The sequence below is a fragment of the Aeromonas sp. SCS5 genome (assembly GCF_001887375.1).
GTDB classification, from domain to species: domain Bacteria; phylum Pseudomonadota; class Gammaproteobacteria; order Enterobacterales; family Aeromonadaceae; genus Aeromonas; species Aeromonas jandaei.
Genome location: NZ_LFCS01000001.1, coordinates 179195 through 205745 on the forward strand (window position 1 = coordinate 179195; position 26551 = coordinate 205745).

At 56.1% G+C, this 26551-nt stretch carries 27 protein-coding genes; 10 read left to right on the forward strand and 17 right to left on the reverse strand.

Annotated elements, in window-relative coordinates; translation table 11 throughout:
* Positions 1 to 97: 97 nt before the first annotated feature.
* From BS300_RS00865 to BS300_RS21455, 7 genes are all read right to left on the reverse strand, one after another.
* Positions 98 to 925 (reverse strand): zonular occludens toxin domain-containing protein, encoded by an 828-nt coding sequence (locus BS300_RS00865; protein WP_071910104.1) that lies wholly within the window; start codon positions 923 to 925, stop codon positions 98 to 100.
* A 1-nt stretch (position 926) separates the two neighbouring features.
* Complete coding sequence (locus BS300_RS00870) at positions 927 to 1256, reverse strand: DUF5455 family protein (protein WP_071910106.1); 330 nt, start codon at positions 1254 to 1256, stop codon at positions 927 to 929.
* The gene (locus BS300_RS00875) at positions 1256 to 2584 is read right to left on the reverse strand and encodes a hypothetical protein (RefSeq protein ID WP_071910108.1); all 1329 of its coding nucleotides are present in this window, start codon (positions 2582 to 2584) and stop codon (positions 1256 to 1258) included. The genes BS300_RS00870 and BS300_RS00875 overlap by 1 nt, the downstream gene beginning before the upstream one ends.
* 85 nt (positions 2585 to 2669) lie before the next feature.
* A complete protein-coding gene (locus BS300_RS00880; protein WP_071910110.1) occupies positions 2670 to 2906 on the reverse strand; it encodes a major coat protein in 237 nt (78 codons plus the stop codon).
* A 246-nt stretch (positions 2907 to 3152) separates the two neighbouring features.
* On the reverse strand, positions 3153 to 3488 hold the full coding sequence (locus BS300_RS00885) for a DNA-binding protein (RefSeq protein WP_083593314.1): 336 nt from the start codon (positions 3486 to 3488) through the stop codon (positions 3153 to 3155).
* Positions 3489 to 3499: 11 nt separating this feature from the next.
* The gene (locus tag BS300_RS00890; protein ID WP_071910112.1) at positions 3500 to 3781 is read right to left on the reverse strand and encodes a hypothetical protein; all 282 of its coding nucleotides are present in this window, start codon (positions 3779 to 3781) and stop codon (positions 3500 to 3502) included.
* Positions 3778 to 4920, reverse strand: coding sequence for a phage/plasmid replication protein (locus BS300_RS21455; RefSeq protein WP_071910114.1), 1143 nt, complete (start codon positions 4918 to 4920; stop codon positions 3778 to 3780). Before BS300_RS21455 ends, BS300_RS00890 begins: the two co-directional genes overlap by 4 nt.
* Positions 4921 to 5056: 136 nt before the next feature.
* Between BS300_RS21455 and BS300_RS00900 the strand changes: the two genes are divergently transcribed.
* Positions 5057 to 5329: a hypothetical protein gene (locus BS300_RS00900; protein WP_071910116.1), complete on the forward strand. Its 273-nt coding sequence runs from the start codon at positions 5057 to 5059 to the stop codon at positions 5327 to 5329.
* A gap of 333 nt (positions 5330 to 5662) precedes the next feature.
* On the opposite strand, the gene BS300_RS00905 is transcribed toward BS300_RS00900, so the two are convergent.
* From BS300_RS00905 to BS300_RS00920, 4 genes are all read right to left on the reverse strand, one after another.
* A complete protein-coding gene (locus BS300_RS00905; protein ID WP_071910118.1) occupies positions 5663 to 5932 on the reverse strand; it encodes a hypothetical protein in 270 nt (89 codons plus the stop codon).
* A gap of 264 nt (positions 5933 to 6196) precedes the next feature.
* On the reverse strand, positions 6197 to 6604 hold the full coding sequence (locus BS300_RS21410; RefSeq protein ID WP_204378233.1) for a hypothetical protein: 408 nt from the start codon (positions 6602 to 6604) through the stop codon (positions 6197 to 6199).
* Between the two features lie 561 nt (positions 6605 to 7165).
* Positions 7166 to 8446: a tyrosine-type recombinase/integrase gene (locus tag BS300_RS00915; RefSeq protein ID WP_071910120.1), complete on the reverse strand. Its 1281-nt coding sequence runs from the start codon at positions 8444 to 8446 to the stop codon at positions 7166 to 7168.
* Positions 8447 to 8698: 252 nt separating this feature from the next.
* A complete protein-coding gene (locus tag BS300_RS00920) occupies positions 8699 to 9001 on the reverse strand; it encodes a YebG family protein (protein WP_071910122.1) in 303 nt (100 codons plus the stop codon).
* Between the two features lie 169 nt (positions 9002 to 9170).
* On the opposite strand from BS300_RS00920, the gene BS300_RS00925 reads away from it, so the two are divergent.
* Complete coding sequence (locus BS300_RS00925; RefSeq protein ID WP_071910125.1) at positions 9171 to 10046, forward strand: alpha/beta fold hydrolase; 876 nt, start codon at positions 9171 to 9173, stop codon at positions 10044 to 10046.
* An 85-nt stretch (positions 10047 to 10131) separates the two neighbouring features.
* On the opposite strand, the gene BS300_RS00930 is transcribed toward BS300_RS00925, so the two are convergent.
* Positions 10132 to 12105, reverse strand: coding sequence for an SDR family oxidoreductase (locus BS300_RS00930; protein WP_071910127.1), 1974 nt, complete (start codon positions 12103 to 12105; stop codon positions 10132 to 10134).
* 248 nt (positions 12106 to 12353) lie between these two features.
* On the opposite strand from BS300_RS00930, the gene BS300_RS00935 reads away from it, so the two are divergent.
* The 4 genes from BS300_RS00935 to BS300_RS00950 all read left to right on the forward strand — a co-directional run bounded on the left by BS300_RS00935 (position 12354) and on the right by BS300_RS00950 (position 15652).
* Positions 12354 to 12926 carry a phasin family protein gene (locus tag BS300_RS00935; protein ID WP_042030972.1) on the forward strand — a complete coding sequence of 191 codons (573 nt, stop codon included), beginning with the start codon at positions 12354 to 12356 and terminating at the stop codon, positions 12924 to 12926.
* Between the two features lie 81 nt (positions 12927 to 13007).
* Positions 13008 to 14195 carry a patatin-like phospholipase family protein gene (locus BS300_RS00940; RefSeq protein WP_071910129.1) on the forward strand — a complete coding sequence of 396 codons (1188 nt, stop codon included), beginning with the start codon at positions 13008 to 13010 and terminating at the stop codon, positions 14193 to 14195.
* Position 14196: 1 nt separating this feature from the next.
* Positions 14197 to 14838: a TetR/AcrR family transcriptional regulator gene (locus BS300_RS00945; RefSeq protein ID WP_071910131.1), complete on the forward strand. Its 642-nt coding sequence runs from the start codon at positions 14197 to 14199 to the stop codon at positions 14836 to 14838.
* 25 nt (positions 14839 to 14863) lie between these two features.
* Positions 14864 to 15652, forward strand: coding sequence for a hypothetical protein (locus BS300_RS00950; RefSeq protein ID WP_042030969.1), 789 nt, complete (start codon positions 14864 to 14866; stop codon positions 15650 to 15652).
* A 92-nt stretch (positions 15653 to 15744) separates the two neighbouring features.
* On the opposite strand, the gene BS300_RS00955 is transcribed toward BS300_RS00950, so the two are convergent.
* Positions 15745 to 17175, reverse strand: coding sequence for a wax ester/triacylglycerol synthase family O-acyltransferase (locus BS300_RS00955; protein ID WP_071910133.1), 1431 nt, complete (start codon positions 17173 to 17175; stop codon positions 15745 to 15747).
* 261 nt (positions 17176 to 17436) lie between these two features.
* A complete protein-coding gene (locus BS300_RS00960; protein ID WP_042030967.1) occupies positions 17437 to 17772 on the reverse strand; it encodes a polyhydroxyalkanoic acid system family protein in 336 nt (111 codons plus the stop codon).
* A gap of 258 nt (positions 17773 to 18030) precedes the next feature.
* On the opposite strand from BS300_RS00960, the gene BS300_RS00970 reads away from it, so the two are divergent.
* On the forward strand, positions 18031 to 18759 hold the full coding sequence (locus BS300_RS00970) for a hypothetical protein (RefSeq protein WP_071910137.1): 729 nt from the start codon (positions 18031 to 18033) through the stop codon (positions 18757 to 18759).
* A 258-nt stretch (positions 18760 to 19017) separates the two neighbouring features.
* Here the strand turns inward: BS300_RS00970 and BS300_RS00975 are convergent, their stop codons facing one another.
* Genes BS300_RS00975 through prpB form a run of 3 tightly spaced genes read right to left on the reverse strand, consistent with a single transcriptional unit; the run spans position 19018 to position 22499 of the window.
* Positions 19018 to 20463, reverse strand: coding sequence for a bifunctional 2-methylcitrate dehydratase/aconitate hydratase (locus BS300_RS00975; protein ID WP_071910138.1), 1446 nt, complete (start codon positions 20461 to 20463; stop codon positions 19018 to 19020).
* A gap of 10 nt (positions 20464 to 20473) precedes the next feature.
* Positions 20474 to 21601 carry a 2-methylcitrate synthase gene (gene prpC / locus BS300_RS00980; RefSeq protein ID WP_071910140.1) on the reverse strand — a complete coding sequence of 376 codons (1128 nt, stop codon included), beginning with the start codon at positions 21599 to 21601 and terminating at the stop codon, positions 20474 to 20476.
* Positions 21602 to 21611: 10 nt separating this feature from the next.
* A complete protein-coding gene (prpB, locus tag BS300_RS00985; protein ID WP_071910142.1) occupies positions 21612 to 22499 on the reverse strand; it encodes a methylisocitrate lyase in 888 nt (295 codons plus the stop codon).
* Positions 22500 to 22646: 147 nt separating this feature from the next.
* Between prpB and BS300_RS00990 the strand changes: the two genes are divergently transcribed.
* From BS300_RS00990 to BS300_RS01000, 3 genes are read left to right on the forward strand one after another with little or no spacing between them, the layout of a single operon-like run.
* Complete coding sequence (locus BS300_RS00990; RefSeq protein WP_071910144.1) at positions 22647 to 23273, forward strand: paraquat-inducible protein A; 627 nt, start codon at positions 22647 to 22649, stop codon at positions 23271 to 23273.
* Entirely contained in the window at positions 23257 to 23859 is a 603-nt protein-coding gene (locus BS300_RS00995; RefSeq protein WP_071910146.1) for a paraquat-inducible protein A, read from the forward strand. The genes BS300_RS00990 and BS300_RS00995 overlap by 17 nt, the downstream gene beginning before the upstream one ends.
* Positions 23860 to 23914: 55 nt before the next feature.
* Positions 23915 to 26467 carry an MlaD family protein gene (locus BS300_RS01000; RefSeq protein ID WP_071910148.1) on the forward strand — a complete coding sequence of 851 codons (2553 nt, stop codon included), beginning with the start codon at positions 23915 to 23917 and terminating at the stop codon, positions 26465 to 26467.
* Positions 26468 to 26551 lie beyond the last annotated feature (84 nt).

Genomic DNA, 26551 nt, shown 5'->3' on the forward strand with positions numbered 1-26551 from the left:
CACAGTTCACTTAGTGGGAACAGAAAACAAGATACATTATTTAACATAATATACATTATGCGCAATCACCCAGACAGACTGGCTGATGCCGATAAAGCTAGTTATCGGCATTAGCGAAGTAATCGCGGGCGCTCTGGCTCACTGCACAAGCCGCAATGACAGACAGATACACAGGAAGGCGCAGCAGCTGGCGCAACCAGAACTTAATACCGCGCTTGGGCGGCAGATAACGGCCTACAAGGTGCCATGGCGTGAGGTACGTAAAGGTGCCATGGGGATAGTTCGGGCTGTACGTCTGAAGCGTGTTATAGAGCTTGTAGAGATCAGCGCCGCGATAACGAGTTATGTCCTCAGTGTGTCCGGTTTCCACGTTGGTTGTAGTGGCCTTGTGGTAGCGCATGAACTTTGGGAACTGCGGGTAACGCTGTCCGGTCAGCTCTTTGATAACAGCACTCAGAATCGGCACGTGGACGGTGTTTATCTTCACAGCCCGCATTTCGTGAGAGATAACCGAGCGCCGCGCTTGGGCATCCATAGACTCAATGCTCTGGATTTGGATGGCCACATTCCAGAGATATTTCCGGCGTTGAACGAGCCAATCGTTAAACTCGCGTCGCCCAGGTGAATTCCAATCACGGGAGTTAAGCCAAGTGGCACCTTCATCTAGCATGAGTAAGCCGAAATCATCCTCGTCAACAACACCATCATCAGCACCTTTACCAATGGCCTTTAGGTCATCAGCAGTTGGGTAATCAGGCAAGCGAATAATCCTGATTTTGTCGTTATAGGGGTTTTTAAAGTTCTCTGGATAAATATCCATGTTGGTAGCAACCAACCTACCCTTGGTCAGGTAATCGGCAATAAGGGCCATGGAAATAAGCCCCTTGCCCTGCCCTGTTTTCCCTGTTACGGCCCATACTGGCATATCAGAACCCCAACGCTAATTGAATGCCTCGGCGGTGCCACTTATAAAGCGTTATTAAGGCAGACGCACCGAGGTATGTTGTGATACAGAATGTGAAATTTTGTGGAATTATCCATGACATGCCAATTTCCATCCATGTGGGCATCAGCATTTTAAGGGCACCCAAAAGGCCATTGATGCCAAGAAATAAAGTGCCCATCATAGCAACAAGAGTCACCCATGCAGCGACACGGCGCAAAGCGCCCTGTTTAAAAATATCAAGAATGGCATTAAGTATTGGGCCGCCCAAGCTAACCAAAAGAGCAGCAATTGCTTTACCTATTCCGCCCATTATTCAACCCTCCTGAAAAGTTCCATAATGATGCCAAGTGCGGTTAATACATACATCAAGTAACCTAGACCAGTTTTTACCTGTTCCAGTTTCTTACACTGGTCGGGATTTGGGAATGTAAGCACTCCATTCATAAGATTAACAGTAATTGTCTGACAGCCCTTATAAGATGGAAGGTCTATTTGGTCTGCTGCTGGAAGTGGCGGCAATTGTGGCATTTTAGTTGGGTCTGAAACCCTCTCTTTTAATTTGTCGTATTCATCTTTGAGCTTGGAATCCTTATAAGCGTCAGTAACTGGCTTGGTGTCAGTCTTTGAAATATCATCAGCCTCTTTTTTCTGTTCGGCATCACGCTTCTTTAATGTCTCCTCAAGCTCGGCCTGAGTGAGTGGCTTTTTGAGCTGGTCATTTTTTTGGTCTGTTTGGCCTTGGGGTGTTTGACCTTGTTGGAGCTTATTAGCCAAATCAGCAATCTGCTGATAACGCTCTGGAGTGACGTAATTGGGAGCGTTGGGGTTAGTGGATTGCAAGAGCCCCCTGTAATACAAATCAAGCGCCTGCTGGTCTGCCTCAGAAACACCTGGAATGTATGGAATTGTTTCAGGGAATATCTGTGGGTACGGATAAGGATAGGCATCAGGAACCATAAAAGCCTGAGCGGCTTTTTCGGGGTCTTGTAGCATAGTGCTAATAAGAGAGTCGTAAAGCGCATCGTCTGAAACTGGGCGGTTGTCGCTTACAAAAGAAGAAACAAGCAGTGACATATAGCCATCGCAAACGCCTAGGGGGCCGATTACAGTAAAATAAATAGTGCCGCTGGCATTTGGAACTTTGGCATCACTGCAAATGCGAGACGAAAAACGCTCAGAGACTTTTTGCAAAATATAACCTTGGCAGTCTGAATAAGTGACATTGTTCAAGACTGGAATCCATGAATAACCAGAGCGACATTGACCAGTGTAAGTATTAACTGGTGCCATGACTTGGTTGTGTAATTCGTCTATGGCCCAACCAGCTGCCGCCATTGTGGCAAACCAACCAGCATACCAAGCGTTTCGCTTGACAAGGCCGCCAATGCCGCCGCCCGCTGACCCCCTCAAGTGAGACATGAAATTAGCCTTGGGGACGTCAATTGTCTTAACCATGTAAGGGTCGTTTGCAGCAAAGCCCTTTATTGTTGTGCTGACCTTAATAACGGTATTGGTGGCAGAAACAACGGCATTCGCTTTAATAACCTCAGCTTGTTTCATAAGGCTGGTAATTGAATAAGCAGAGGCGGTGGCGGCAAATAAGGAGAGGATTAAAAGCAGAGGTTTCAGGGTTTTCATTTTGAGTCACCGTTACCCAAATAGGCATACAAGATTGGGTTGAGGCTGCCAGCTACCCCCACGAGGGGGGTAGCCGGCAGGGCTGTTAGCCGATCTTGTTGACGAACTTCTTGCCCAGTCGAAGCAGGATGAAGGCACCCAGAATGGCCAGCATATAAGGCCACATCTTATCAGCCATAGCCAGAGCTGCTGCTTGCAACTCTGCAAGCAGTGTATCCAGAGAGGCTGGAACTTGAATGGTGCCAGCGGCATGAGCCGAGGTGGCCATAAACATAGCAACGGGTACGGAAAGGTACTTGGAGGCGGTTTTGAAGTGTTTCATAAAATATTTCCCTATATGATTTCAAACATGCGTTTTGCGATGGTTACTAAGGCTGATATCGCCCAGCCAGCGGCGAATGAACCAAGGCAGTACAGCAAAAAACCGTCTTGATACAAATTCTGTAAATATTCTTGAATCATCGAGGCGACCCCGCGACCCAACCCAAGCAAAAAAGAACAACCAGCAATCCCTTGGTAAAGAAGTCCAATATCGCAACAATATCCGCTTGGGTGACCATATCCATAATTAGAACTCCGAGAGTTCAGCCATAGGCATATGGTTGGAAAGGTTGTAATTCACCCCTGCCCCGCTTTTGCCAGTCCATGCGGTGATATATACGGGGATGATGCAAACCTTGTCTTTGAGCGATTCAGCCAGTTTGGGTACGCCAGCGTCAACGAGGTTTTTTGATACCCGTACAACGATGGTCTCCACTTTGTGGCCGCCCCAGCCGTCCGGCGTTTGAATATCAACGCCGATTTCGTTGTTGGGGTACTGGGCACCCTGACGGGTGACGGAGCGAAAGCCCTTGCAGGTGCCAATAATTACGATGCCATGCGGGGCGCTATTCAGTTGGTTCATATTTGATTTCCTTAATTAAAATTGACGGTTGACCCGTCTGGGTTGATGCCGAATATTTCGACCACTTGGCCGACCATCAGAGAAGCGTGGTAATTTCGTTCGCCTTCATCGTCAAAGCGCTTTGTTTCGCATTGAGCATCGAAAGTTTCATATTGAAGAATGAATTTACCATGCTGCTCTATTTGCTGCTGACGCGCAGCAGCGGCGCGAATATCAACGCAGGTTTGGCGGTGGCAAAAATAGTCACCGTTACCAATAATTGCCTGATGGCAACAGATACAATATTTGGTCATGCTACGGCCCTCAGTTGAGTTTGCGGCATTGCATACCAGCTCGGGGCGGTCGCAATATTCGATTTGACCTCGCGGCGAGCGGTGACAAATATCGGACTGAATTTGCTGACGTTGCATTTAGTGGCAATGTCGATGCCGATATGGCGAAGGCGGGCGCGGTGAGTTTGAATAGCCCTCTTGCTCAAGTCGAAATTCTGGCCATGCATCCATTGAAGGGCATGCATTGCGGTTGTATTGGCGGCACGGGTTGTATCCACAATGCCTAGCGTCAAAAGACGTTCGGAGATAGTTTCAAAGTCCATGGCGGTTACACTCAATTTCTGGTCTATGTTAATAAACTCGTTCATCAGTGATTCGAGTGGGCTGTAATCAGACATGCCCCAGTAACTCATATTGTTCCGTTGAAGATAGCGGTTTTTCAGTTTTAATTCGAAGCGAACGAGGCCAACGGCGATACAGTAATCAATTACTTGCTGTAAATATAGCGCTTCCTCTGATTGTTCGCCAAATGCGCGAACAATTTTACCCAGTGAGTGAAGCAGCATTTCATATGCTTTGTTGTATACAGTTGGGTAAATAAGTGCGGCGTTTCCTTGCTTAGAAAGCCAGTCTACTGAATTACCATCAGTATGCAGTCTAGGAATAGAGTTGCGATAGCGAAGAGTGGAAAGGCCGCTAATATAATCGCGCTCATTCCCAGCGCCGACAGTAATATTCTCAGTAATGTGTAATTCTCGAATAATTGCACCGTCAGCCCCGATAACTTCGCAGGCTGTGCCTTGGGCATAAAGTAGCTTGGTGCATTTTGTGAACTGGGGAATTTCGTCACTGTTACCATAAATATCCCTCAGAATGTCGTTGTAAACCGCCACCATCTGGTCAATGGAGCGATAGCCCCAAAGGTTCTCAACGCGACCCCAGCGGGACGGGTTGCCAGACATGCGGATGCGAGAACCTGACACCTTAATCAGTACGCTGTCGCAGAAACTGCCTTTGTGTGAAAAGGCTGGGGCTGACAATTCATGCGCTCCATGCACAACTTCGCCCTCCTCTATCACTAATCGGGCATACGCTGGCCCATCCAATAGCGGCAGCTGAAACCCGAAATCCTGTTCTATGGTCAGCCAATCGAAAAACATTTTTTATCCCGAGTCTTATAGTAACCGTGCAAAGTTACTGTAGAACTGGGTTAGGTTACTGTCAATAATAAAGTTACGTGGCCGAATCGGTTACTATGAAGGATACTCGGGGGAGGTTTACTTAAGTGACTGAAAAATGAGATGGTTTGACTCTTACATTGATGAGCTGAAGCTCAAAATGAACCTGCCTAGCGACTATGCGGCAGCTAAGTTTTTGGGCGTACCTCGACAGTCAATGACCAAGGTAAGAAACGGGGCTGTCTTGGGTAAAGACAAGTGCCTGAGATTAGCCATTGCCCTAAAAAGAGATCCGATTGAAATCATAGCGACCGCAGAGGCACAAACTGAGAAAAATCAAGAGCTTAGGGCGGTATGGTTAAAGCTAGCAAAAGAAAGAGGCAATGAGTGACCGCAGGTTAGTGCGGTAAAGTCCGGGTGTTACTGGCCCCCGGACTCCCAAGCAACCAAAGACCCCTGCCCCAGCGGCTGGGGTTTTTTATTGCCCAAAGAGGTGCAAGACCTAGAGTGTCTTTTGTCTCCGACACGCAGCGATATTTGTCACCACACGCGCCTATAGCCTTCGGCTGGCGCTCTATCGTGGCCTCAAAGACAGGTTTTGCAGGGAAAGGGGTGGTGCCATGCACGGGAAACAGCAGAGCCGCCTAAAGGCGGGCGCCGCGCTTGGAGACATGATCTCTCGGGGTGAGTGCGAGGGTAGCGCTTCTATGGCTTCGCCATGGCACTACTTGAGCGCCGCGTCAAAAACGGCCTTGGTCAGGCTGTCGAGCTGGTCGGCTGGAAGGCCCAAAGACTCTGGAGCATTGGCCAGCAGCAATTTTAGGGTGGCCAAGTGCTCACGATTAAAGGTAACAGTTACCGTTTTTTCTGCCTGTCTGGCACGGTAGCGGGCTTGTTTTTCAGCTGGGGTAAGGGCTTTGCCAGTCTTGGGGCGACCTACTGGGCGCTTGGTCGGGATAAGCTCTTGGGTCTGGGTATCGTGCTGGTCTTTCATGGTCATTCCCTTGATTTGTGGTAACTGTTACCGTAATTAGATTATCGGTCACTGTTACCATAATTGCAAGGTTATTTCGGTCACTGTTACCAAAAAGATTTCGCATAATGCGGGTTATATTAAACATCCCTTCGGGAGCCCCCTGCCCCTTCGGGATTATCGCAGGGGGCCAAGTCTTCAACATAACCACCAGACATTATGCGCAGTCATGCCTGTAGATAGAACAAAGGGGCCAGAGGCCCCAGACAGAATTGAGCTGACGTGTTAGTCAAAAAGAGCCATGTCAGGTTCATCACAATCAACAACCCAAACCGGGATGCCATCGACAGTCTGGCCAACTTTCCAGCCTGTTTTCTCTAAAAGATCTTCCGACGTTCCCTCTGGAACCGTAAACCAGTAAGAGTAAACAGTATCGTCACTATGACCAGTATTGGCATGGAGGTCTGCGCCCATGTCATCCCATTCGTCATCTGTGATGCCCAAGTACTGAGCAAACGCACTCTGCGGTGCCTTCACTAGCTTCTCGACAAACGTGCCGGTTGTCCGCTCTTGTCGCACGGTTTTTTTGTAATAAGGGCAGTCAATCGGCTCCAGACAAGCACCGCAGATTCCATTACCCCCAATGCAGGAGACAGTAAAAAGAGCACCACAATGACAACATGTCTCAACCATCTTTAACCTCGCGTTTCTGGTAACTGTGATTAATGCCGATAACTGGATTTATCGGCATCACAATAGACACCTCAATACTGGATGCTTAAGGCATGACATCTATTTTCTATAGAAATGCAAATTCCGTAAAACATTGTTTATAAAAGAGTTTGACGCATTCGTCAGTTTATGGAGCAATCAATAGATAACATCCCTCCCCTGTGGTTTGCATGAGCATGGTGTCTGGGAATTACTGCTCGGGGTGAGATGTAGAGATAACAAGATGATGAAATGGCCATCTACTTTGTGCTGAAGCGCCAAGCCATTTCTCTCGGTTACAACGAAATAGCAAGCATCCAACCCCCTCCCCTTGGTCGATATTCTGAAACCAAAAATGCCGTATTTTGAGACAAGTGTTCACTATCAAAACGCTTGAGCAATATGTGTATTGGACTCCCCTTTTCGCTGTGGGCTGCCATTGCGCTCGCGCCGATTGACAGGAAAATGCCGTAAAAATTACGGCACCTTGGTTAGACCTATCCCCGACTTTCATCCCTTGTTATCTCTCACTCGTTCGAGTTTTTATCGCAACCTGTCGAGCGGTTTTTGCTGGGCGCTCTCATGGCGTTCGCTCTGGCTGGTGTGCAGGTATTTGGATGTGGTGTCGATGCTGTCGTGGCCCGCATCGGCTTGTACGTGGGAAAGTGGTCGACCGTTGAGGTTGATGTCGTGAGTGATCCCGGTATGGCGAATGGCATGGGGGGTCAGTTGCCGCATTTCGGCACCATCCTGATAAAAACCGTCCAGCTCGGCCAGCTCGCCACCCTTGGTTATCACTGCCTGTACCAGTTCGCGCAGCTGACGGATCCCCAGATTGGCATTCAGTTCTCCCTGCTCCCGGCCGTGGGCGGCCGCTTTATGACGGATAAAGAGCGGGGTCTGCTCGTTGGGTGCCGGCAATGGCGAGAGTCCCAGAAACGCACGGTAGCGTTCGAGGGCGTGGAGCAGCGCCTGTGAGACGGCGACGGTACGGCGTTTTCCCCCCTTGCTGCTCGGTATGTAGTAACCCCAGACGCCGGTTTTGCTGTCACGACGAAACTGCCCCATCACGGGGGTAAAGCCGGGCCTGGCCGCCACTTCCGAGATCCGCAGATAACAGGCATACATCAGGATGACGAGAAACCGGCTGCGTTCATGTTGCTCAGGGTTGTCTTGAGCGAGTGTTTCAGCAGCCTGCAGCACGTAGGACCATTGCAATTCGCTGAAGGCTTGCACCTGATCGTCAGCCTCCTGTGCAAGGGGCTTTTTCACCCGTTGCAGTAACAGTGCCGGGTTTCTATCCATGTACTCCTCCTGAATGAGGAACTGGAAGAAAGCTGATAGGATAGCGAGCTTGGTTTTCATGGCCTGTTCGCTCAAGCGGTATGGCAGTGGCTGGCCCAGCTCCTTTTTACCGAGAAATGGACGCCATTGGGGATTGGGTAACCGCTCTCCCCACTCTTTGTCTTGTACGAACTGGGCGACGTTGCGATAGGCGATGAGCGGTTCCGGTGGTGACTGGCAGTAGTCGAGGTAGCGCATCATGATGCGTCGGGTTAGTGCCTTTGGACTGATGGCGACTTCGCAAAAGCACCAGTGCAAAAAGGTGGTCAGCTCGCTGCGGTAGGTCTTGTAGTTGTTCTCGCTATGGCGTTGTTCAAGCAGCCAGTCGACCGCCAGCTCATAAACCAGACCTGCATCAGGCACTGTGTTGAGGCTGAGGTTGGCGAGGTAGTGGTTAACCTGAGCATTGCCCTCTTCCAGATAGGTGAGATTGTCAAAAAGCGGCATGGCTGGCGGTAAGGGAATGGGTTGATGAGTCATGGTCTTGCTTGGTTAAAAAGAAGAAAAATGGCCGGTGGTATCGACTGAAAGACAGGGCCTGGCTCGGTTTGTCACAGGTGTGATTGACTGGTTACCAGCCAGAAACAGAAATCTGGCATTGAATTACCTTATGCAATCAATATGCACCTTTGTTAAAAAATTCTCGGGGTAAATAGCCTGAAAAATGGTGATAAATGCAATTTAAGTGAATGATTTTCAAGCCGTTACCCCGATAGGCCACCAAGAAACTGCTTATGCCACCTGTTTGAGCGCCTTCTCCTTGCGCTTGGCTGCGGGCTCTTCCTCCTTGTTGCCAGTTACCGTTACCTTGCCCCCACGCAGCAGGTTTTGCAGCCGATCACGCTGCTCGGCGAGGTAAAACGCCAGACTCTCCTGCTGCTCCGGGGTCATCTCGACAGGGGCGCCGGCAAGTAGTGCCATCAGCTCATCGGCGGTATCCAGCAGTTTGTCATAGGCGTCCGCCTCTTTCTTGCTGGCAAAAGTCATTTTTTCCACTCCCCTACGAACCACAACATATTTGATTTCAACAGCCATGATGGCCTCCTCCTGGTGATGATGAGATAAGTATATGTATGGATATACAGTATTGCAAATAACCTGACACGGAAATGAGAAAGGGCTATGTCGGGGCAAGCGTGACGGGGCCTGCAGGGTAGAAAAGCGTCATTTGACTTCTATGGCTATGTCGCCGGATCATGGGGGCATGACGATCGTACGACACCTGTTTATTCTGCTGATGGTTGAGGTGCTGCTCATTGGGAGCATCGCCCATCTGGTACTGGATCTTTCATGGCTGGTCACTCTGCTGTTTGTGATCCTGGCTCTGCTCACCTTGCGTTGCCTGGTGGTACTCGGTAGCTGGCTATTTACCCGCTTTTACCCCTCCCCGGCCATCGGCATGCCGGCGAGAGTGAAGATGATGGCGCGAGAGATGCTCGCCTACCTCTACACCTTTACCTGGCTGCTCCCCTTCGAGCCGCTGCTGATGGCGCCAGACAGGCTGCCTCTCGGCACACGGCCGGTACTGCTGGTGCATGGTTATGGTTGCAGCCGCGGCATCTGGCGAACCCAGCGCGCCCGGCTGGAAGCTGCGGGTCATGTGGTCGCTACCATTACCCTGACGCCGCCATTTGGTCATATCGACGAGATGGTGCCGCTGCTGGCCAAGCGAATTGACGATGTGCTCGCGGCAACCGGTGCCAGCCAGCTCGTGCTGATCGGTCACAGCATGGGGGGGTTGGTCTGCCGCGACTATCTGGCGGTCCATGGCGGCGACAAGGTGGCAAGCCTTATCACGCTGGCAACGCCTCATCAGGGCAGCCAGCTGGCGATGCTGGGGGTGGGGGCTAATGCGCGCGAGATGGAGCCGGGCTCCGGCTGGTTGCAGCGCTTTGCCTCTGTGCCGCTCTGCGTTCCCGGGATCTCGGTGCGTACCAGCCACGATAACGTGGTTATGCCGCAGGAGCGCCAGCGTCTGGCTGGCATGGAAGATATCGAGCTGGCTGGCATTGGTCACCTCACCCTGCTCTACTCGCGCCGCACTACGGCGCTGCTGCTTACTCTGCTGGCTCGCAATTAAGCCATAAGTAATCATCTCAAACTAAAAGAGCGGGCCCGAATGTGCGGGCCCGCTCTGTTTTTATCTTCCTTGCAACTGCGCTGGCTTAGAAGTGGATCCCCTTGATGAAGGTGGAGACGGCAACCTGATCGGCGGTGGCCTTGGACTTGTCGCCATCCTTGGGATCGGCAAAGGTGCGGAAGCTGGTGTTCATGATGACCTGAGCGACACGCGGTGCCAGGGCATGAACCACCTGACCAAATACCCCGAGGCGAGTGGCCAGACGAACGTGCTTGTTGATGATGGTATCGCATACCAGATCGGCCGCCTCTTCCGGCGTCATCATCGGTACCTGCTCATAGACCTTGGTCGGTGCGACCATCGGCGTTTTCACCAGCGGCATATTGATGATGGAGAAGCTCACCCCTTTATCGGCAAACTCGGAGGCGGCGGTACGCACCCAGGCATCGAGGGCAGATTTGGAGGCAACATAGGCGGAGAAGCGCGGTGCATTGGTCAACACCCCGATGGAGGAGATGTTAATGATGTGGCCTTTTTTCTTCTCGATCATGGTGGGCAGCACCCCCATGATCACCTTGAGCGCGCCGAAGTAGTTGAGCTGCATGGTGCGCTCCAGATCGTGGAAGCGATCGAAGGAGTCCTCGATGGAGCGGCGGATGGAACGGCCGGCATTGTTGACCAGAATATCGACGCCGCCGTGATCGGCCACGATGCGAGCGGTGATCTCCTCGGCCTGCGTCAGATTGGAGAGATCACCCTGATAGATCTCGATGGTCAGTCCCAGCTCGGCGAACTCGGCTTTAGTCTCGGCAATCTTCTGCTCGTCGCGGGCGATGGTAACGACGTTGGCCCCCGCACCCGCCAACTTGCGTGCGGTTGCACGGCCAATGCCGGAGGTGGCCCCGGTCACCAGCACCACCTTGCCCTCTACCCGACCACGCAGGGAGCGATCGATGAAGAGTTCGGGGTCGAGGTGACGCTCCCAGTAATCCCACAGCCGCCAGGCGTAGCTGTGCAGCGGCGGCACTTCGATACCGGTCCCTTTCAGTACCCGCTGTGTTTCGCGACTGTCGAAACGGGTGGGATAGCTGATAAGGCGGAACACATCCTTGGGCAGACCCAGATCGGCGATGGCGGCATCGCGGATGCGGCGCACCGGCGCCATGGTCATCAGCATGGCGGTCAGGTGGCGGGGAATGAAATTAAAGAGAGAGGCGTTGATGCGGATCGCAGGCTCCGGCGCATGGGCGGCGCGGGAGAAGGTGCTCAGCATATCGCCAACCCGCATCGGGTTGGGGTCAGTCAGGTGAAAGGTTTTGTTCTCCTCTCCCTCCTGATGGGCGATATGTACCATGGCATCGACCACAAAGTTGACCGGCACTATGTTGATGCGCCCGCCCTCAACCCCGATGGCCGGCATCCAGGGCGGCAGCAAACGGCGCAGCTTCTGGATGGTCTTGAAGAAGTAGTAAGGGCCGTCGATCTTGTCCATCTCACCGGTATTGGAGTCACCGACAACGATGCCCGGGCGGTAGACCCGCCACGCAATGGTGCACTCGTTTCGCACAATCCCTTCCGCTTCGTGCTTGGTCTGGAAATAAGGCATGTCGAGGTGCTCGGCTTCATCGAACATGTCCTCGCGAAACAGACCATCGAAGAGACCGGCGGCAGCAATAGAGCTGCAGTGGTGGAACTGGCGGGCCGCGAGTCGTTCGGCCAGCTGCACGGACTGACGGGTTCCTTCGGTGTTGACCTGCTGCTGGATCCCCGCCTTGGCGTTGAGATCATAGATGGCGGCCAGATGGAAGAAGTGGTCGATCTTGCCGATCAACTGCTCCTGTATCTCGACCGATACCCCCAGCAGCGGTTGCGTCATGTCGCCAAAAACCGGGACCGCGCGCGATTCATCCACATGCCAGAATGAGAACAGCTCTGGCAATTTCTCCTGATGAGAAGAGCGCATCAGAAAATAGACGGTACAGTCGGGATGCTGTTGGAATAACTTTTTGATCAATCGACGCCCGATAAAACCACTACCGCCGGTAATGAAATAGTTCATAGAGAGAATCCTGCTACTGATTAGGGTGTTACTAGGTTGTTAGATATATCACGATTCATATGGAAATCCGCAATTTGATTGTCGGTTCGTGAGCAAACCCTAATTTCGGTGGTGTGCCTGTTCCGTTATTAGGTAGAACCCTCTATTTTTTGTCCCTAGACTGAAGTTGAAAAATCAGTAATGCCACAACCCGATTGCAGTTTCGTTGTCGCCATTACATTTATCTGTCGTTATTCAAGGAGAAGATCATGGCTAAAAAACTTAAAGCGCTGGCAGGTTCAGTGACCGACAACCAACTCACCTCCACCATCAAAGAGTCCACCCAGCAGATCTGGTTGGCCGGTCTGGGCGCCTATGCCAAGGCGCAGGAAGAGGGCGGCAAGATTTTTGAAGCGCTGGTGCAGGAAGGTGAAGCGCTGCAAGCCAAAACCCGTCAAAGCGCCGACGAGAAGATTGCTGCGGTAGCTGACAAGACTGCCGGTACCTGGGGCCGTCTGGAGCAGGTGTTCGAAGATCGCGTTGCCCGCGCCGTAGCCAGTCTGGGTATCCCGACTCGCAAGGACATCGACAAGCTCTCCAAGCGCATGGCCGAGCTGACCGAAGTAGTGCAGCAACTGCTGGATGCTCAGGACGAAGAGGCTCCGGCCGCTGAAGCCAAACCGGCAGCCCCGAAGAAAGCGCCGGTCAAGAAAGCGCCGGTAAAGAAGGCGCCGGTCGCCAAGGCTAAAGAGGCGGTGGTTGAGCAGGCTGCTGACCTCCTATCCGCTGCAGAAGATGCAGTCAAAGAGGTGAAGGCCAAAGCCGAGAGCGTTCTGCCGTAATCCGTCTCGATGGCAAAGAGTGAGCATCACCGGCCCATGCCCAGCGCTGGGCCGGTTTTCTATGGATAGGGAGGAGGCTCTATGAGTACGGTAGCAATCGCCCTTGCCGGTGGCGGGCCGCTCGGTGGCATCTACGAGATCGGTGCCTGCGCCGCCCTCTCCGACAGCATCAGCGGCCTGCGCCTTGAACATGCCGATATTTATGTCGGCGTCAGCTCGGGCGCCGTGGTGGCATCGGCGCTGGCCAACGGCATCTCGGCAGAAAAGCTGGTGCGCATACTGCTCAGCGACGACTCCGGCGAGATGTTTGATCCCGCCACCCTGCTGCGTCCCGCCTTTCGTGAATACGCTTTGCGACTCGGCTCCATCCCGCCTCTGGCGCTGGAGTGCCTGATGCGCTATCTGGCTGCCCCCTGGAAACGCAGCCTGTTTGAATCGCTGCAAGGCCTCTCCAGGGCGATCCCGACCGGACTGTTCGACAATCGCGGGGTGGATCGCATCCTGACCCAGTTCTTCTCCCGTCCCGGTCGCAGCAACGATTTTCGCCAGCTAAACCGCCGTCTGTTCGTGGTGGCGACCGAGCTGGATACCGGCCATCCGGTCGCCTTTGGCGGGCCGGGGCTTGACGATGTGCCCATTTCGGCGGCCGTGCAGGCCTCTGCGGCCCTGCCCGGCCTCTTTCCTCCCTCCTTGATCAATGGCCGTTACTATGTCGATGGCGCCCTGATCAAAACCCTGCACGCCTCGGTGGCGCTGCAGGAGGGGGCAGATCTGGTCTTCTGCATCAATCCGCTGGTGCCCTTCGATGCCGGTATGGCGGCCGGAGAGCCCACCAATCTGGTGGATAGCGGTTTGCCTGTGGTGCTGGCCCAGACCTTCCGCGCCATCATTCACTCGCGGATGCATGTGGGGATGGATCGCTATCGCCATCAATACCCCAACGCCGATGCGCTGCTGTTTGAACCATCCCCCGCCGATGGCGAGATGTTTTTTACCAATGTGTTCAGCTATCGGGATCGGCGCCGTCTGTGCGAACACGCCTTCCAGCACACCCGTCGTGATCTCTGGCAGCGTCGCCACGAGCTGGCGCCCATCCTGGCCAGGCATGGCTTCGAGCTCAATCTGAAGGCGCTCGCCGACCCCGATCGCACCCTGCTGGCCCCCAGCAGCGGCTCGGTCGCGGCTCTCGACAAGTCGCTGGAACAGCTGCAACACTGGCTCGCCAGGCGTTATCGCCGTGGCGTACGTCGTCCACACGTGAAGGAGTAGCATGGATCGCAAGCCCAAACGCCGTACCCGGGAACGGATCCTGACCACTGCCCTCGCCCGCTTCAATCTGCTGGGCGAACCCAGCGTTACCACCTCGGCCATTGCGGCCGAGATGGAGATAAGCCAGGGAAATCTCTACTACCACTTCCACAACAAGGAGGAGATCGTCAATGCCCTGTTCGACGAGTTCGAGCAGGAGATGGAGCGCCTGCTCGATGCGGTCAGCGCCCCGTCCGATGAGCCCGAAGATATCTGGCTCTTCCTCCACCTGATGTTTGAAGCCATCTGGAAATACCGTTTCTTCTACTACGATATCTCCACTCTGATGAATGGCTACCATCGGGTCGAGCAGCGCTTCTCCGCCCTGCTGCGCCGCAAGGAGCAGACAGCCATCACCATCTGCACTCACCTGCAGACGGTCGGCCTGATGGAGGGAAGCCCCCAACAGCTGCGTTCACTGGCTGCCAATGTGGCGCTGGTGGGCACATTCTGGATCTCGTACCAGCGGGCACAGCACCCCCGGAGCGACGCCGATATTGCACTGGGCGTCTTTCAGGTGATGCAGCTGGTCGCCCCCTACCTGCGGGACGATGCCCGTGTTCATCTGGGCGCTCTCGCCCACCAATACACCGAAAAGGTTTGACTCAAATGCTACAGGGAGAACAAGCATGACCACCTCACAACTCGAATTTGTCCCCTTCCCCTACGCGGATGCGGCTTATGACTATGCTGGCCAGAAGCTGGCCGATAACTGGGAACGTCTTCATCAGGGGGATGCCGAGCCATGGCCGGAAGATGAGCAGGTACAGGATGCCTGGCGGGCCTATCACGCAGGGGATTTTGCCCAAGCCGTCGCCCTTGGCGAAGCGGCCGGTGAGGCGGGTCTCAATGTGGCGAACAAGGCGCTGGTGATCCACGCCAGCTACCTGCTGGAGGACAAGTATGCCAAGCGCGCCGCCTTCGAGCGGGCGGCCAGCCATGCCGAGAAACTGCAAAAACGCCAGCCTGACAATGCCAACGCCTGGTACTTCCACGCTCTGGCCCTTGGCCGTTACAGCCAGGTGATCTCCATCTCCAAAGCCCTCTCTCAGGGCATTGGCGACAAGATCAAGGCAAGCCTGGAGAAGGCGCTGGAGATCGAACCCGACCACGCCGAAGCCCATATCGCCTTTGGTGCATGGCACGCCGAGATCGTCGACAAGCTGGGCGCCATGATCGGCGGCCTCACCTATGGCGCCAAGAAGGAGGAGTCCGAGCGTCACTTCAAGGAGGCGCTGGCACTGATCCCCGACTCCGCCATCGCGCGGATGGAGTATGCCAATGCCCAGGTGATGCTGCATGGCAAGAGCCGCTTGAAAGCGGCAGAAGCCCTCTATGCCGAAGCGGCCGAGTGTGAGCCGATGGATGCGATGGAGCGCCTCGATGTGGAGGCGGCGCGCGAAGAGCTGGAGGATTAATCCCTAGCTTTACGCCTCAGTGTCAGGCAACAGATTGCAAAGAGGCCAACCCGCGGGTTGGCCTCTTTTTATCGGGATTTTTACGTACCGGATCAGCCCAGTAGCGCATCAAGGCCGTTCGGATCGAACAGCAGCTCCGGCTCCAGCAACACCAGCAGCAGAAGTTGTTCAAACTCCACGGCGAAGCGGTCGACAACCTGATCAGGATCCGGTACCAGCTTCTTGTCGGTGATAAGCCCCAGCTGTACGCCGTGATCGTAGGAGAGGATGGAGACGCCGACGCCGATATCCCCTGCCTGTGGCACCCAGAACAGCGGCTGGCGCAGGCGCGCACCGGCCAGATAGAGGGTCTGCTGCGGCCCCGGCACATTGGTGATCACCGCGCTGGCTTTAGCCGCCAGCAGATCAACCGCCTGCTGTTGTACCGCCTTGGGCGCCATGCCAAGACCATGGAGCAGATTGAGCACCACGACTGGCTGCAGCGAGCTGCGCAGCGCCTGCATCCGATCTCGCACCGCATAGAGGCGCTGCAGTGGATGGGCGATATCGATCGGCAGATCGAGGGCCACCAGCCCGAAGCGGTTGCCAAGGGCACCGTCATCGTCTGGGGAGCGCATATTGACCGGCACCAGGGCACGAATTTCGATGTTGTCGACATCGTCCCCCTTCTCTTCCAGGTAGTGACGAAACGCACCGGCGGTGGCGGCGATCAGCAGGTCGTTGACCGAGCAGCCCAACACTTTGCCCACCGCCTTGATGTCGGGCAGCGGGATCTGTTCCGACCAGGCAACCCGCTTGCTGCTGCCTGTCTTGCCCTTGAGGCGGGAGGGTGAATCATCGCCCAGCGTCGCAATGTTGCACAGCTCGCTGGCCACATCGCGACCGGCTTTGAGGTAATCCACCGCCTTGGTGGGATGGGTCAGCACCTCGACATATTTGGACCAGAGGGTGCCGGTCAGCTTGAGGCCCGCCTTGACCAGCCTACTGCCGTGGGGCGTGTCGTCATCGTCCTCCTCATCGGCGGGCTCCGGCGCCGCCTTGGGACGGATGGGGGTGACCGGCTGCGGCGAGTTGTCCATCATGGTGAGCATGGCCCGCACCAGCGAGAAGCCATCCCCCATAGCGTGGTGGATGCGCACCACCAGCGCCTGACCGCCCAGCGAGGTGTCGGTAAGGTGCATGTCCCACAGGGGACGCTGGTGGTTGAGCGGGGTCGAGGCGAGATCGGCCACCAGCTTCTCCAGCTCGATTTTGCCCGCCTTGCCGGGCAGGATCACGCGCTTGAGGTGCTGGTCGAGATCGAAGTCGGGATCATGGCGCCAGCAGTAGGATCCCCCCTCCAGCACGGCCCGCTGGTGGAAGCGGGGCTGTACCGAAATGGTGTGGCGCAACCCGTTGCGCAGACGCTCTTCATCAAGCTGCCCTTCAAACATCAGAACGCCGATGATCTGCATCAGGTTGTTGGGTCTGTCCATGCGTAGCCATGCGGTATCAACGCAAGAGATAAATTCACTCGTTGGCATGCTGTTTCCCTGCAAAATGAAATTGTCGAGACAGCCAGAAACCTTCTCCCTTCATCTCGCAATGAGCGGAAAACGTAATTAAAGATGAGGTGGTCAGGCCGGCTCGAAATATTAAGTACGAAAAGTGATGGCTATATTAAATATCCAAAATGCATTGCTAAACATTCACCGAACAATAAGCAGAGAGTCGAGCAGAAATAGCCTGTTCAATACATGTCTTACTCTCTTCACCGCTATTTAAAATGGCGGGTGAAATTGGTTTCATACCCGTTTCGGGCAGGGTAATCGATTCTCCACATAATCGAGGATCTCCTGCTCCAGCACACTGCGTACCGGCAGCAGCATCAGGCCAAGATGAACATCGAGCTGCAAATTCTCCTCATCGAGAATGAGCGAACCATGAACGCCCGAGCCACGAAACCGCAATTCAGTCTCCTCTTCATCCGCCCATTCACAATCCAGTTGATAGTTTTCGCACATGTCCTGGGCGATGGCTTCTGCGGCCACCCGGGCACCAGCCAACCCCAGCGGGTGTTGACGGCTGATCTGGATGGTTGAGAGCCCGCGACTGCCAGCGAGCGAATCGTATAGAAACATGATGAGTACTCAGGGTAATGACATATCTGTTGATATTAAACACATGTTCACAACAAGTGAAAGAGTCATTTACATAAATGGGACTCACTTAACAGTGTCTGCCGTCATGGCAAGGGTTGGCGTGGCGGAGGATTTATTCCCGGTCGCCTTCAGGCTACACTTGGCAGTGAAGAAGGTGTAAAAACTGTTTGTTTTTCATTCGGTTGTCTATTTCGAATCTATAACTCCGTCCTGTTACACACAATCAGAGAGCTGTCGATGACCCATCAATCCCACTTCCCCGATGACGAGAGCACCCTTGGCCAGCTCTATCGCCAGCTCAATCGGGTGGCGGCTTTGCGCGAGCAGATGCGCAGCCATCCGCAAGATATGCAGGATCGGGACTGCTTGCGTCAGTGGCAGGCCGACCGGCTGGGGCGCACCCACATGGATTTGCTGGAGAGCGACCGTTATGGCCCGGCCGCCCGCTTCTTTCTGACCGATCTCTACGGGCCGGGTGACAGTGCTCGCCGCGATGCCGACGTGATGCGGGTGATGCCAACTGCAGAGCGGCTGTTGCCGGAGTCCGGCCACAAGGTGCTGGCGCAGGCGATCGAGCTCGACGCCCTCTCCGAAGAGCTCGATTACCTGATGGTGGTGGCGCTGCGCCGCATTGGCGGGCTCAATCCCATTACCGCCGAACACTACACCATTGCCTATCGCGCCGTGGGTGAGCAGGCGCGTCGGGAGCATCAGATTACGCTGGTGAGCCAGCTTGGCATGACGCTGGATCGGCTGGCGAGAAAGCCGCTGCTGGGAGCAACCCTCAAGCTGGTCTCGGGCCCGGCCCATTTGGCGGGGCTTGGCGAGCTCTTCTCCTTTGTCGAGCGGGGCTATCAGGTGTGTCATCACATGGGGCGTGCCAACGAGTTTCTTGAAACCATCGCCAGTCGCGAGACGGCGATCATGACGGCGCTCTTTAGCGGTGATAGCAGCGTGCTGGCTTAAGCTCGATAGACGAAGATTGTTGCAAATAAATCGAGTTGAAATTGGTCATTGTTACGTCAGTGAAACAGTGTGCGGGAAGCGGATCGTTGCCGTGGTGGTGACATTACAACAACGCGAGGCCCGATCGTTGGTAACAGGCAGAAGTAGCAACGTCTGAACGTTTGATTGTGCAAGAGGTTGCCAGATAACCGTTGCCAGACGACAAAGCGGGCCGCTGGGCCCGCTTTTCGTTTATCGCTGTTTGCCGGTAGATATCGGTCAGATCACCAGCAGATCCATAAAGGCGTGTACCGGGGTGGCGGCAAGCCGTGGCCCGTCCTGACAGAGGGCAAGGATGTCGCTGACCCGTTTGGCCGGGAAGCGGGTAGCCAGATTGTGCTGGAATTTCTCCACCAGCAGCGGGATCCCCTCCTCCCGGCGGCGGCGATGGCCGACCGGATACTCCACCTCCACCTTGGCGGTGTGAGTACCGTCCTTGAAGAAGATCTGGATGGCGTTGGCGATGGAGCGCTTGTCTGCCTCCAGATATTCGCGGCTGTAGCGTTTATCCTCCTGCACCACCATCTTGCTGCGCAGCGCGTCGATGCGGGGATCGGCGGCAACATCGTCCTCGTAATCCTCAGCAATGAGTCGACCGAAGATCAGCGGCACCGCCACCATGTACTGCAGGCAGTGATCCCGATCGGCCGGGTTGTTGAGGGCGCCGACCTTGCTGATGATGCGAATGGCCGACTCATGAGTGGTGAGCTCGATACGGTCTATCTCGTCGAGCCGCCCCTTCACCTGACCATGCAACTTCATGGCGCACTCCACCGCGGTCTGGGCATGGAACTCGGCAGGATAGGAGATCTTGAACAGCACGTTCTCCATCACATAGCTGCCGTACCCCTGATGCAGGGCGAACTGGTTGCCCTTGAACAGCACATCGTAGAAGCCCCACTTGGGGGCGCTCAGCACACCGGGATAGCCCATCTCGCCGCTCATGGTGATAAGGGCGAGGCGCACTGCGCGGGAGGTGGCATCCCCCGCCGCCCAGCTCTTGCGCGATCCCGCATTGGGGGCATGACGGTAAGTACGCAGGCTCTGGCCATCGACCCAGGCTTGGGAGACCGCATCGATCACCTGATCGCGGGTGCCCCCCAGCATATGAGTCACCACGGCGGTGCTAGCGACCTTAACCAGTACCACGTGATCGAGACCGACCCGATTGAAGGAATTCTCCAGCGCCAGCACCCCCTGAATTTCGTGGGCTTTGACCATGGCCACCAGCACATCGGCCATGGTGAGCGGCGCCTTGCCCTCGGCCACGCGAGTACGGGAGAGCCAGTCGGCGGTGGCGAGAATACCGCCCAGATTGTCGGATGGGTGACCCCACTCGGCGGCCAGCCAGGTGTCGTTGTAATCGAGCCAGCGGATGATGGCACCGATGTCCCAGGCCGCCTTGACCGGGTCGAGGCAGAGCTGGGTGCCGGGCACCCGGGCACCGTGGGGCACGAGGGTGCCGGGGACGATGGGGCCAAGGTGCTTGGTGCATTCGGGGAAGCGCAGGGCCAAGAGGCCACAGCCTAGCGTATCCATCAGGCAGTAGCGGGCGGTGTCGAGAGCCGCCTTGCTGGTAATGGGGTGGTTGCAGACATAATCGGCAATATCGACCAGCACCTGATCGGGGTCTGGTCTGTGGTTGACGTCGACGTTGGCGGACATCGTGACTTCCTTATCGTTGTTGTAGAGAGACAAAGTGACGGGGGGCCGGGCCGACATAATCGGCGCTCGGGCGGATGATCCGGTTGTGCTCGCGCTGCTCCATCACGTGGGCGCACCAGCCGGTGACCCGCGAGCAGACGAAGATGGGGGTGAACAGCTTGGTCGGGATCCCCATGTAGTGATAGGCGCTGGCATGGAAGAAGTCGGCGTTGGGAAAGAGCTCTTTCTCCTCCCACATCACCTTCTCAGCCTCGCAGGAGACGCGGTAGAGGCGATCATCACCCACCGCCTCGGCAAGTTTGGCCGACCACTCCTTGATGATGACGTTGCGCGGATCCGAGGTGCGATAGATGGCGTGGCCAAAGCCCATGATCTTCTCCTTGGCCGCCAGCTTGGCCAGCAGTTCGCGCCTTGCCTGCGTCTCATCTTGCCAATGTTCGATCATCGCCATGGCCGCCTCGTTGGCCCCGCCATGGAGCGGGCCGCGCAGGGTGCCGATGGCGGCGGTGATGCAGGAGAACATGTCGGAAAGGGTCGAGGCGCAGACTCGCGCCGCAAAGGTGGAGGCGTTGAACTCATGCTCAGCGTAGAGGATGAGGGACACATGCATCACCCGACGCTCCAGCTCGCTTGGCGCCTTCTGATGCAGCAGCGCCAGAAAGTGGCCGCCGATACACTCCTCGTCGCTGTCGAGGGCGATGCGAACGCCCTCGTGGCTGAACTTGTACCAGTAGATCAGAATGCCCGGAAAGGCGGCCAGCAGCCGATCCGCCACTTCGTGTTCATGCTCGAAACCATCTTCCGGCTCCAGATCGCCGAGCATGGAGCAACCGGTACGCAGCACATCCATCGGATGAGCATCGGCGGGAATGCGCTCCAGCACCTCCAGCAGCGCCGCCGGCAACGTGCGCAAGCGGCGCAGCTCGCGTTTGTAGTTAGCCAGTTGCTGGTTACTCGGCAACTCTCCCTTCAGCAGCAGATAGGCGACCTCCTCGAACTGGGCGCTATCGGCCAGCTCCTTGATGTCGTAACCGCGATAGGTAAGACCGGTGCCACTCTTGCCCACGGTGCAGATACTAGTCTCCCCTGCGCTTTGGCCGCGCAGACCTGCCCCGCCCAACGGTTTCTGTTGTCCCATAAGCTGCCTCCTATTCCTTGGCTGAAAACAGACGATCCAGTGTCTGCTCGTAGTGGTGATATCCGAGAAAGTCGTAGAGCGACTCCCGGGTCTGCATGGTCTCCACGACGGCCCGTTGATGGCCATCCTGGCGAATATGGTGATAGACGTTGAGGGCGGCTTGATTGGCGGCCCGGTTGGCACTCAATGGATAGAGCACCATGTCGACCCCGTGGGCGGCAAGCAGCTCCTTGTCAAACAGCTCGGTTTTGCCGAACTCGGTCATATTGGCAAGGATCGGCACTTGGGCCGCCTGCTTGAACTGGTCGTATTGGGCCAACTCGGTCACCGCCTCGGCGAAGATCATGTCGGCCCCGGCGGCCGCATAGGCGGCGGTGCGCTCAAGAGCCGACTCCATCCCCTCCACTGCCAGCGCATCGGTGCGCGCCATGATGACGAACTCGCCATTCTCGCGGGCATCTACTGCCGCCTTGATGCGATCGCACATCTCCTCCAGCGACACTACCGCCTTGTTGGGGCGATGACCGCAGCGCTTTTGGGCGACCTGATCTTCCATATGGACGGCGGCGACACCGGCCCGCTCGAACGCGCGAATGGTGCGGGCGATGTTGAATGCCCCGCCCCAGCCGGTATCGATATCGACCAGCAGCGGCACTCGGGTGGTCGCCGTGATCCGCTCGGCATCGATCAGCACATCGTTAAGGGAAGTCATGCCGAGATCCGGCAGGCCATAGGAAGCGTTGGCGACACCGGCTCCCGAGAGGTAGATCGCCTGAAAGCCGCTGCGTTCGGCCATCAGCGCCATATAGGCGTTGATGGTGCCGACGATCTGTAGTGGCTTTTCGTTGGCAAGGGCGGTACGAAAACGCAGCCCTGCCGAGGGGGGCAAACTGGACATCATGACTCCTTTCATCTGTCTGGTTTGACCATCTAATATCACGTTTACGTTAACGTCAATTATACTTTCGTAACATTAAGGAGGCAGGCAAGACAGGGAACCGGTTTTAGGGTAAATTTCACCAATTGCTTCAACAGGTTGAATTGTATGATGGAGCCCGGTTCCGTGATCGTCTGTCCGGCGTGCGACTTGCTTATCCAGCGCAAGGCGCTGCCGCTGCGTCGTCATGCCCACTGCCCTCGCTGTCACCAGCATCTCTATGGCCGTTATGCTTTTCGTCCCTCCCAATTGATGGCGCTGACCATCACCGGATTCCTGCTGCTCCCCTCCGCCTTTTTCGAGCCCCTCATCTATCTGCGGCTGGCTGGCGTCAACTCCGATGCCAACTTGTTGCACGGGATTTTTGTGCTGTTTGGCGAAGGGGAGTTCTGGGTTGCTTCCCTGGTGCTCTGGTGCGCCGTGCTGGCCCCTATCGGTCTGCTGACCGGGATCTTTGCGCTGGCATCGGGCGTTGCCAAACGCTGGCATCTCCTTGCGCCAACCTTGAAGGCCGTCGAAGTGTTTCGTCACTGGGCCATGCTGGAGGTCTATATCGTCAGCCTGCTGGTTGCCCTGTTCAAACTGATCGATATCGCCGATGTCAGGCTGGGTGGCGGACTGCTCAGCCTCGGCATTCTGATGCTGCTCAACATGAGTTTGCTGATCCTCTTTGATCCGGCCCCCTATTGGGATCGGATCCCGCTCAAGGAGAAAGGCGATGACCAGCGCCCGTGAGATGGGGCTCTGCCGCTGCCATACCTGCGGCCTGCTGGTGCGTTATCAGGTGGGATGCGTCTGCCCACGTTGCGACAGCAAGCTGCAGGTGCGGATCCCTCATTCGCTAGCCTGGTCGTGGGGCTTGCTGGCGCTGGCCACCTTTATGCTGCTCCCCGCCAACCTGCTGCCCATCACCCACTTCTACAACAAGGGACTATTGCAGTCGGATACCATCTTCAGCGGGATCCTGATGCTTTATCGCAGCAAGATGAGCGGGATTGCCACCATAGTGCTCACCGCCAGCATACTGGTACCGGTGGGCAAGATAATCGGGTTGGCCTGGATCTGCTGGCAGCTGCAACGGGCCAAACCGGTGCGGCGCAAACGCCAGCTATTGATGTATCGGGTGATCGACTTTATCGGCCGTTGGTCGATGCTGGATCTGTTTGTCATTTCGCTGATGGTGGCGCTGGTCGATCGTGGCGTCATGCTGAGCGTCCGGGCTGGCCCGGGTGCCACCGCTTTTGCCGGCGTAGTGGTGTTGACCATGATGTCGGCCCGCATGCTCGATACCCGGCTGCTTTGGGACAAGGCGGCCCGTTGATGCGTTTTCTGTTTCTGTCTGATGGGCGGCTGCGCCCGGTCAATAAGGAGTCACTATGATCGGGGCTGAACCCGTCATCGAAAAGCGCCGCTGGCTATCGCCAGTCTGGTTGTTACCACTCATCGCCCTGCTGCTGGCTGGCGGCTTTCTCTATCAACAGATAGCGAGCCGCGGCCAGCTTATCCAGATCAACTTTGCTCAGGGTAACGGCATCTTGCCGGGCAAGACCCAGATCCGTTATCAGGGGGTTGCCATCGGGGTGGTGCAGGAGCTGGAGCTGGCCGAGGATGGTCGTCGCATTGCGGTGCTGGCCAAGATTGATAGCCGTGCCCGCCCGCTTATTCGCAAGGGATCCGACTTCTGGCTGGTGAGCCCCAAGGCATCGCTGACCGAGATCTCCGGTCTCGATACCCTGGTCTCCGGTAACTACATCAACTTGCAACCGGGGCGCGAGAGCAACCCGCTGCAGGAGAAGTTTGATGCCCTCGACGGCCCTCCCCCCGGCTATCAGGCGCAAGGGCGGATGTTGCATCTGACCGCCGATTCGCTGGGCTCGGTCGGCATCGGTGCCAAGCTCTATTTTCGCGGTATCGAAGTGGGTAGCGTTATCAATACCCGCTTGGGTCAGGACAACCAGAACGTCATTCTGGATCTGGTGATCGAGCCTCGTTTTGAACATCTGGTCAAAACCGATACCCGCTTCTGGAACATCAGTGGCATCAAGGGCTCTTTCAGTCTGGCTGGCGTCAGCGTTGAGGCTGGCAGCCTCACTTCCATTCTGAGCGGCGGCATCGCCTTTGACTCCCCCAAAGCGTCTCCCGAGTCGGAGAAAGGACAAACCTTCGTCCTCTACAAGGGGCTGGCAGAAGCGGCGCGCGGCAAGCGCATCGATATTGTGGCGGGTGATCTGCCCATCAAGGAGGGGATGCCCATTCTCTTCGAAGGGATAGAAATTGGTCGCGTCGATCCCATCCACCTTACTGACAAGGGGCGGGTGGTGACGGCACTGATCAATCCGGAGCAGGCATATCGCATCACCGACAAGAGTCAGCTGGTATGGGAGAGCGTTTCTCTCTCCCCGACCGGTGTGAAGAATGCCGATCGGCTGCTCTCCGGCCCTGCCATTCGCCTTGACTATGTGGCGGGTAAGGAAGTGGCCAGAATGACGCTGACCGATCGGGCGCCACAAGATGGCATCAAGGTGACATTGCAAGCGGACGATCTGGCCGGTCTTAATCAGGATGCCCCCATCTGGTACAAGGGGCTGCAGGTTGGTCGCATCAGCCAGCTCGATCTCGATGGGCGCGGCAATGCCAGCGTAGCCCTGCAGATCCAACCCGCTTACGCCCATCTGTTGAACCGTGCCCGCTTCTATCGCGCTGCGCCGCTACAGATAGATGCTGATCTGAGCGGTATCAAGGTCGAGGCAAGCCCGGCCAGTGCCTGGCTGAGTGGTGGCATCAAGCTGGTGCAGGCGAGTAGCGGCGAGCGGATCAACCGTCTCTACCCCAATCAGGAGCTGGCACTGCTCGGTACTCGTGATGCCAAGCCGCAACGCTGGTTGCTCAAGGCGGATCAGGCGGACGGCATCGGCATCGGTTCTCCCGTGCTCTATCTGGGGTTGGAAGCGGGCAAGGTGAAACAGCTGCGCGCCGCCAAAGAGGGAGTGGAGATAGAGCTCGAGATTGACGGCATCTATGCCCCTCTCCTCGCCCGCCAGCCACAATTCTGGAAAAAACCGGCTATCGACACCCGGGTACGGGTCGATGGTGTGCAGCTAAAAGTTGGCAATCTTGGTACCCTGCTGCGCGGTGCCATCGAGTTCGACTATCTGGCCAATGGCCGCAGCAGCCATCAGCTGTTTGACAATAAGGAGCAAGCCAAGGCTAAGGTACGCCAGCTGTCACTGGTGGCTGAGAGTAATCCGGGGCTCGGGATTGGCAGCCCGATCCGTTATCGCGGGGTAGATATCGGCAAGATTGAGCAGATTGAACTGGAGCCGACCTTGGGTCAGGTGATCTTCAAAGCCGAGCTGGATGGCCAGTACGCCGAGCGTTTCCTGCAATCCGGCGCGCGCTTTACCCTGGTGCAAGCCAAGCTGGGTCTGGGTGGTGTGGCCCATCTCGATACCCTGATCAAGGGGGCCTTTGTCGAGGCCGAGCCCGGTAAAGGGGCTGGTCGGAACAGCTTCCCCCTGAGCCAGAGCGGCCCTGCCGGTTTGTCCCTCACTCTGAAAAGCCCGTCGGTGAATGGCCTCTCGGTTGGCAGCCCGCTGCTGTTTCGCAAGATGGTGGTCGGCAGCGTTACCAAGGTAGCACTGGCCCGCGATGGCAGCGAGGTGGTGATCGACGTCAATGTGGAGCAGGAGTATGCCCATCTGGTGCGTGCCAACTCACGCTTCTGGAATGTCTCCGGGGTCAAGGCGGACATTGGCTTGACCGGTGGCACTATCGAGGTTGAGACGGTGCAGAGCCTGCTTGCTGGCGGCATTGCCTTCAATACACCGGAAAAAGAGATGGGGCCGACCGTCAAGGCCGGGCACAGCTATCCCCTCTACGGCAAGGCCGAGAAGGAGTGGCAGGAGTGGAGTCCCCGCATCAAACCCTGATCCCTCTCTTCACGTTGTTATCCAAGCCCGGCCAAATGCCGGGCTTGTTCATTTTTACCTGCTGCACTTTAAGAATATTCCTAG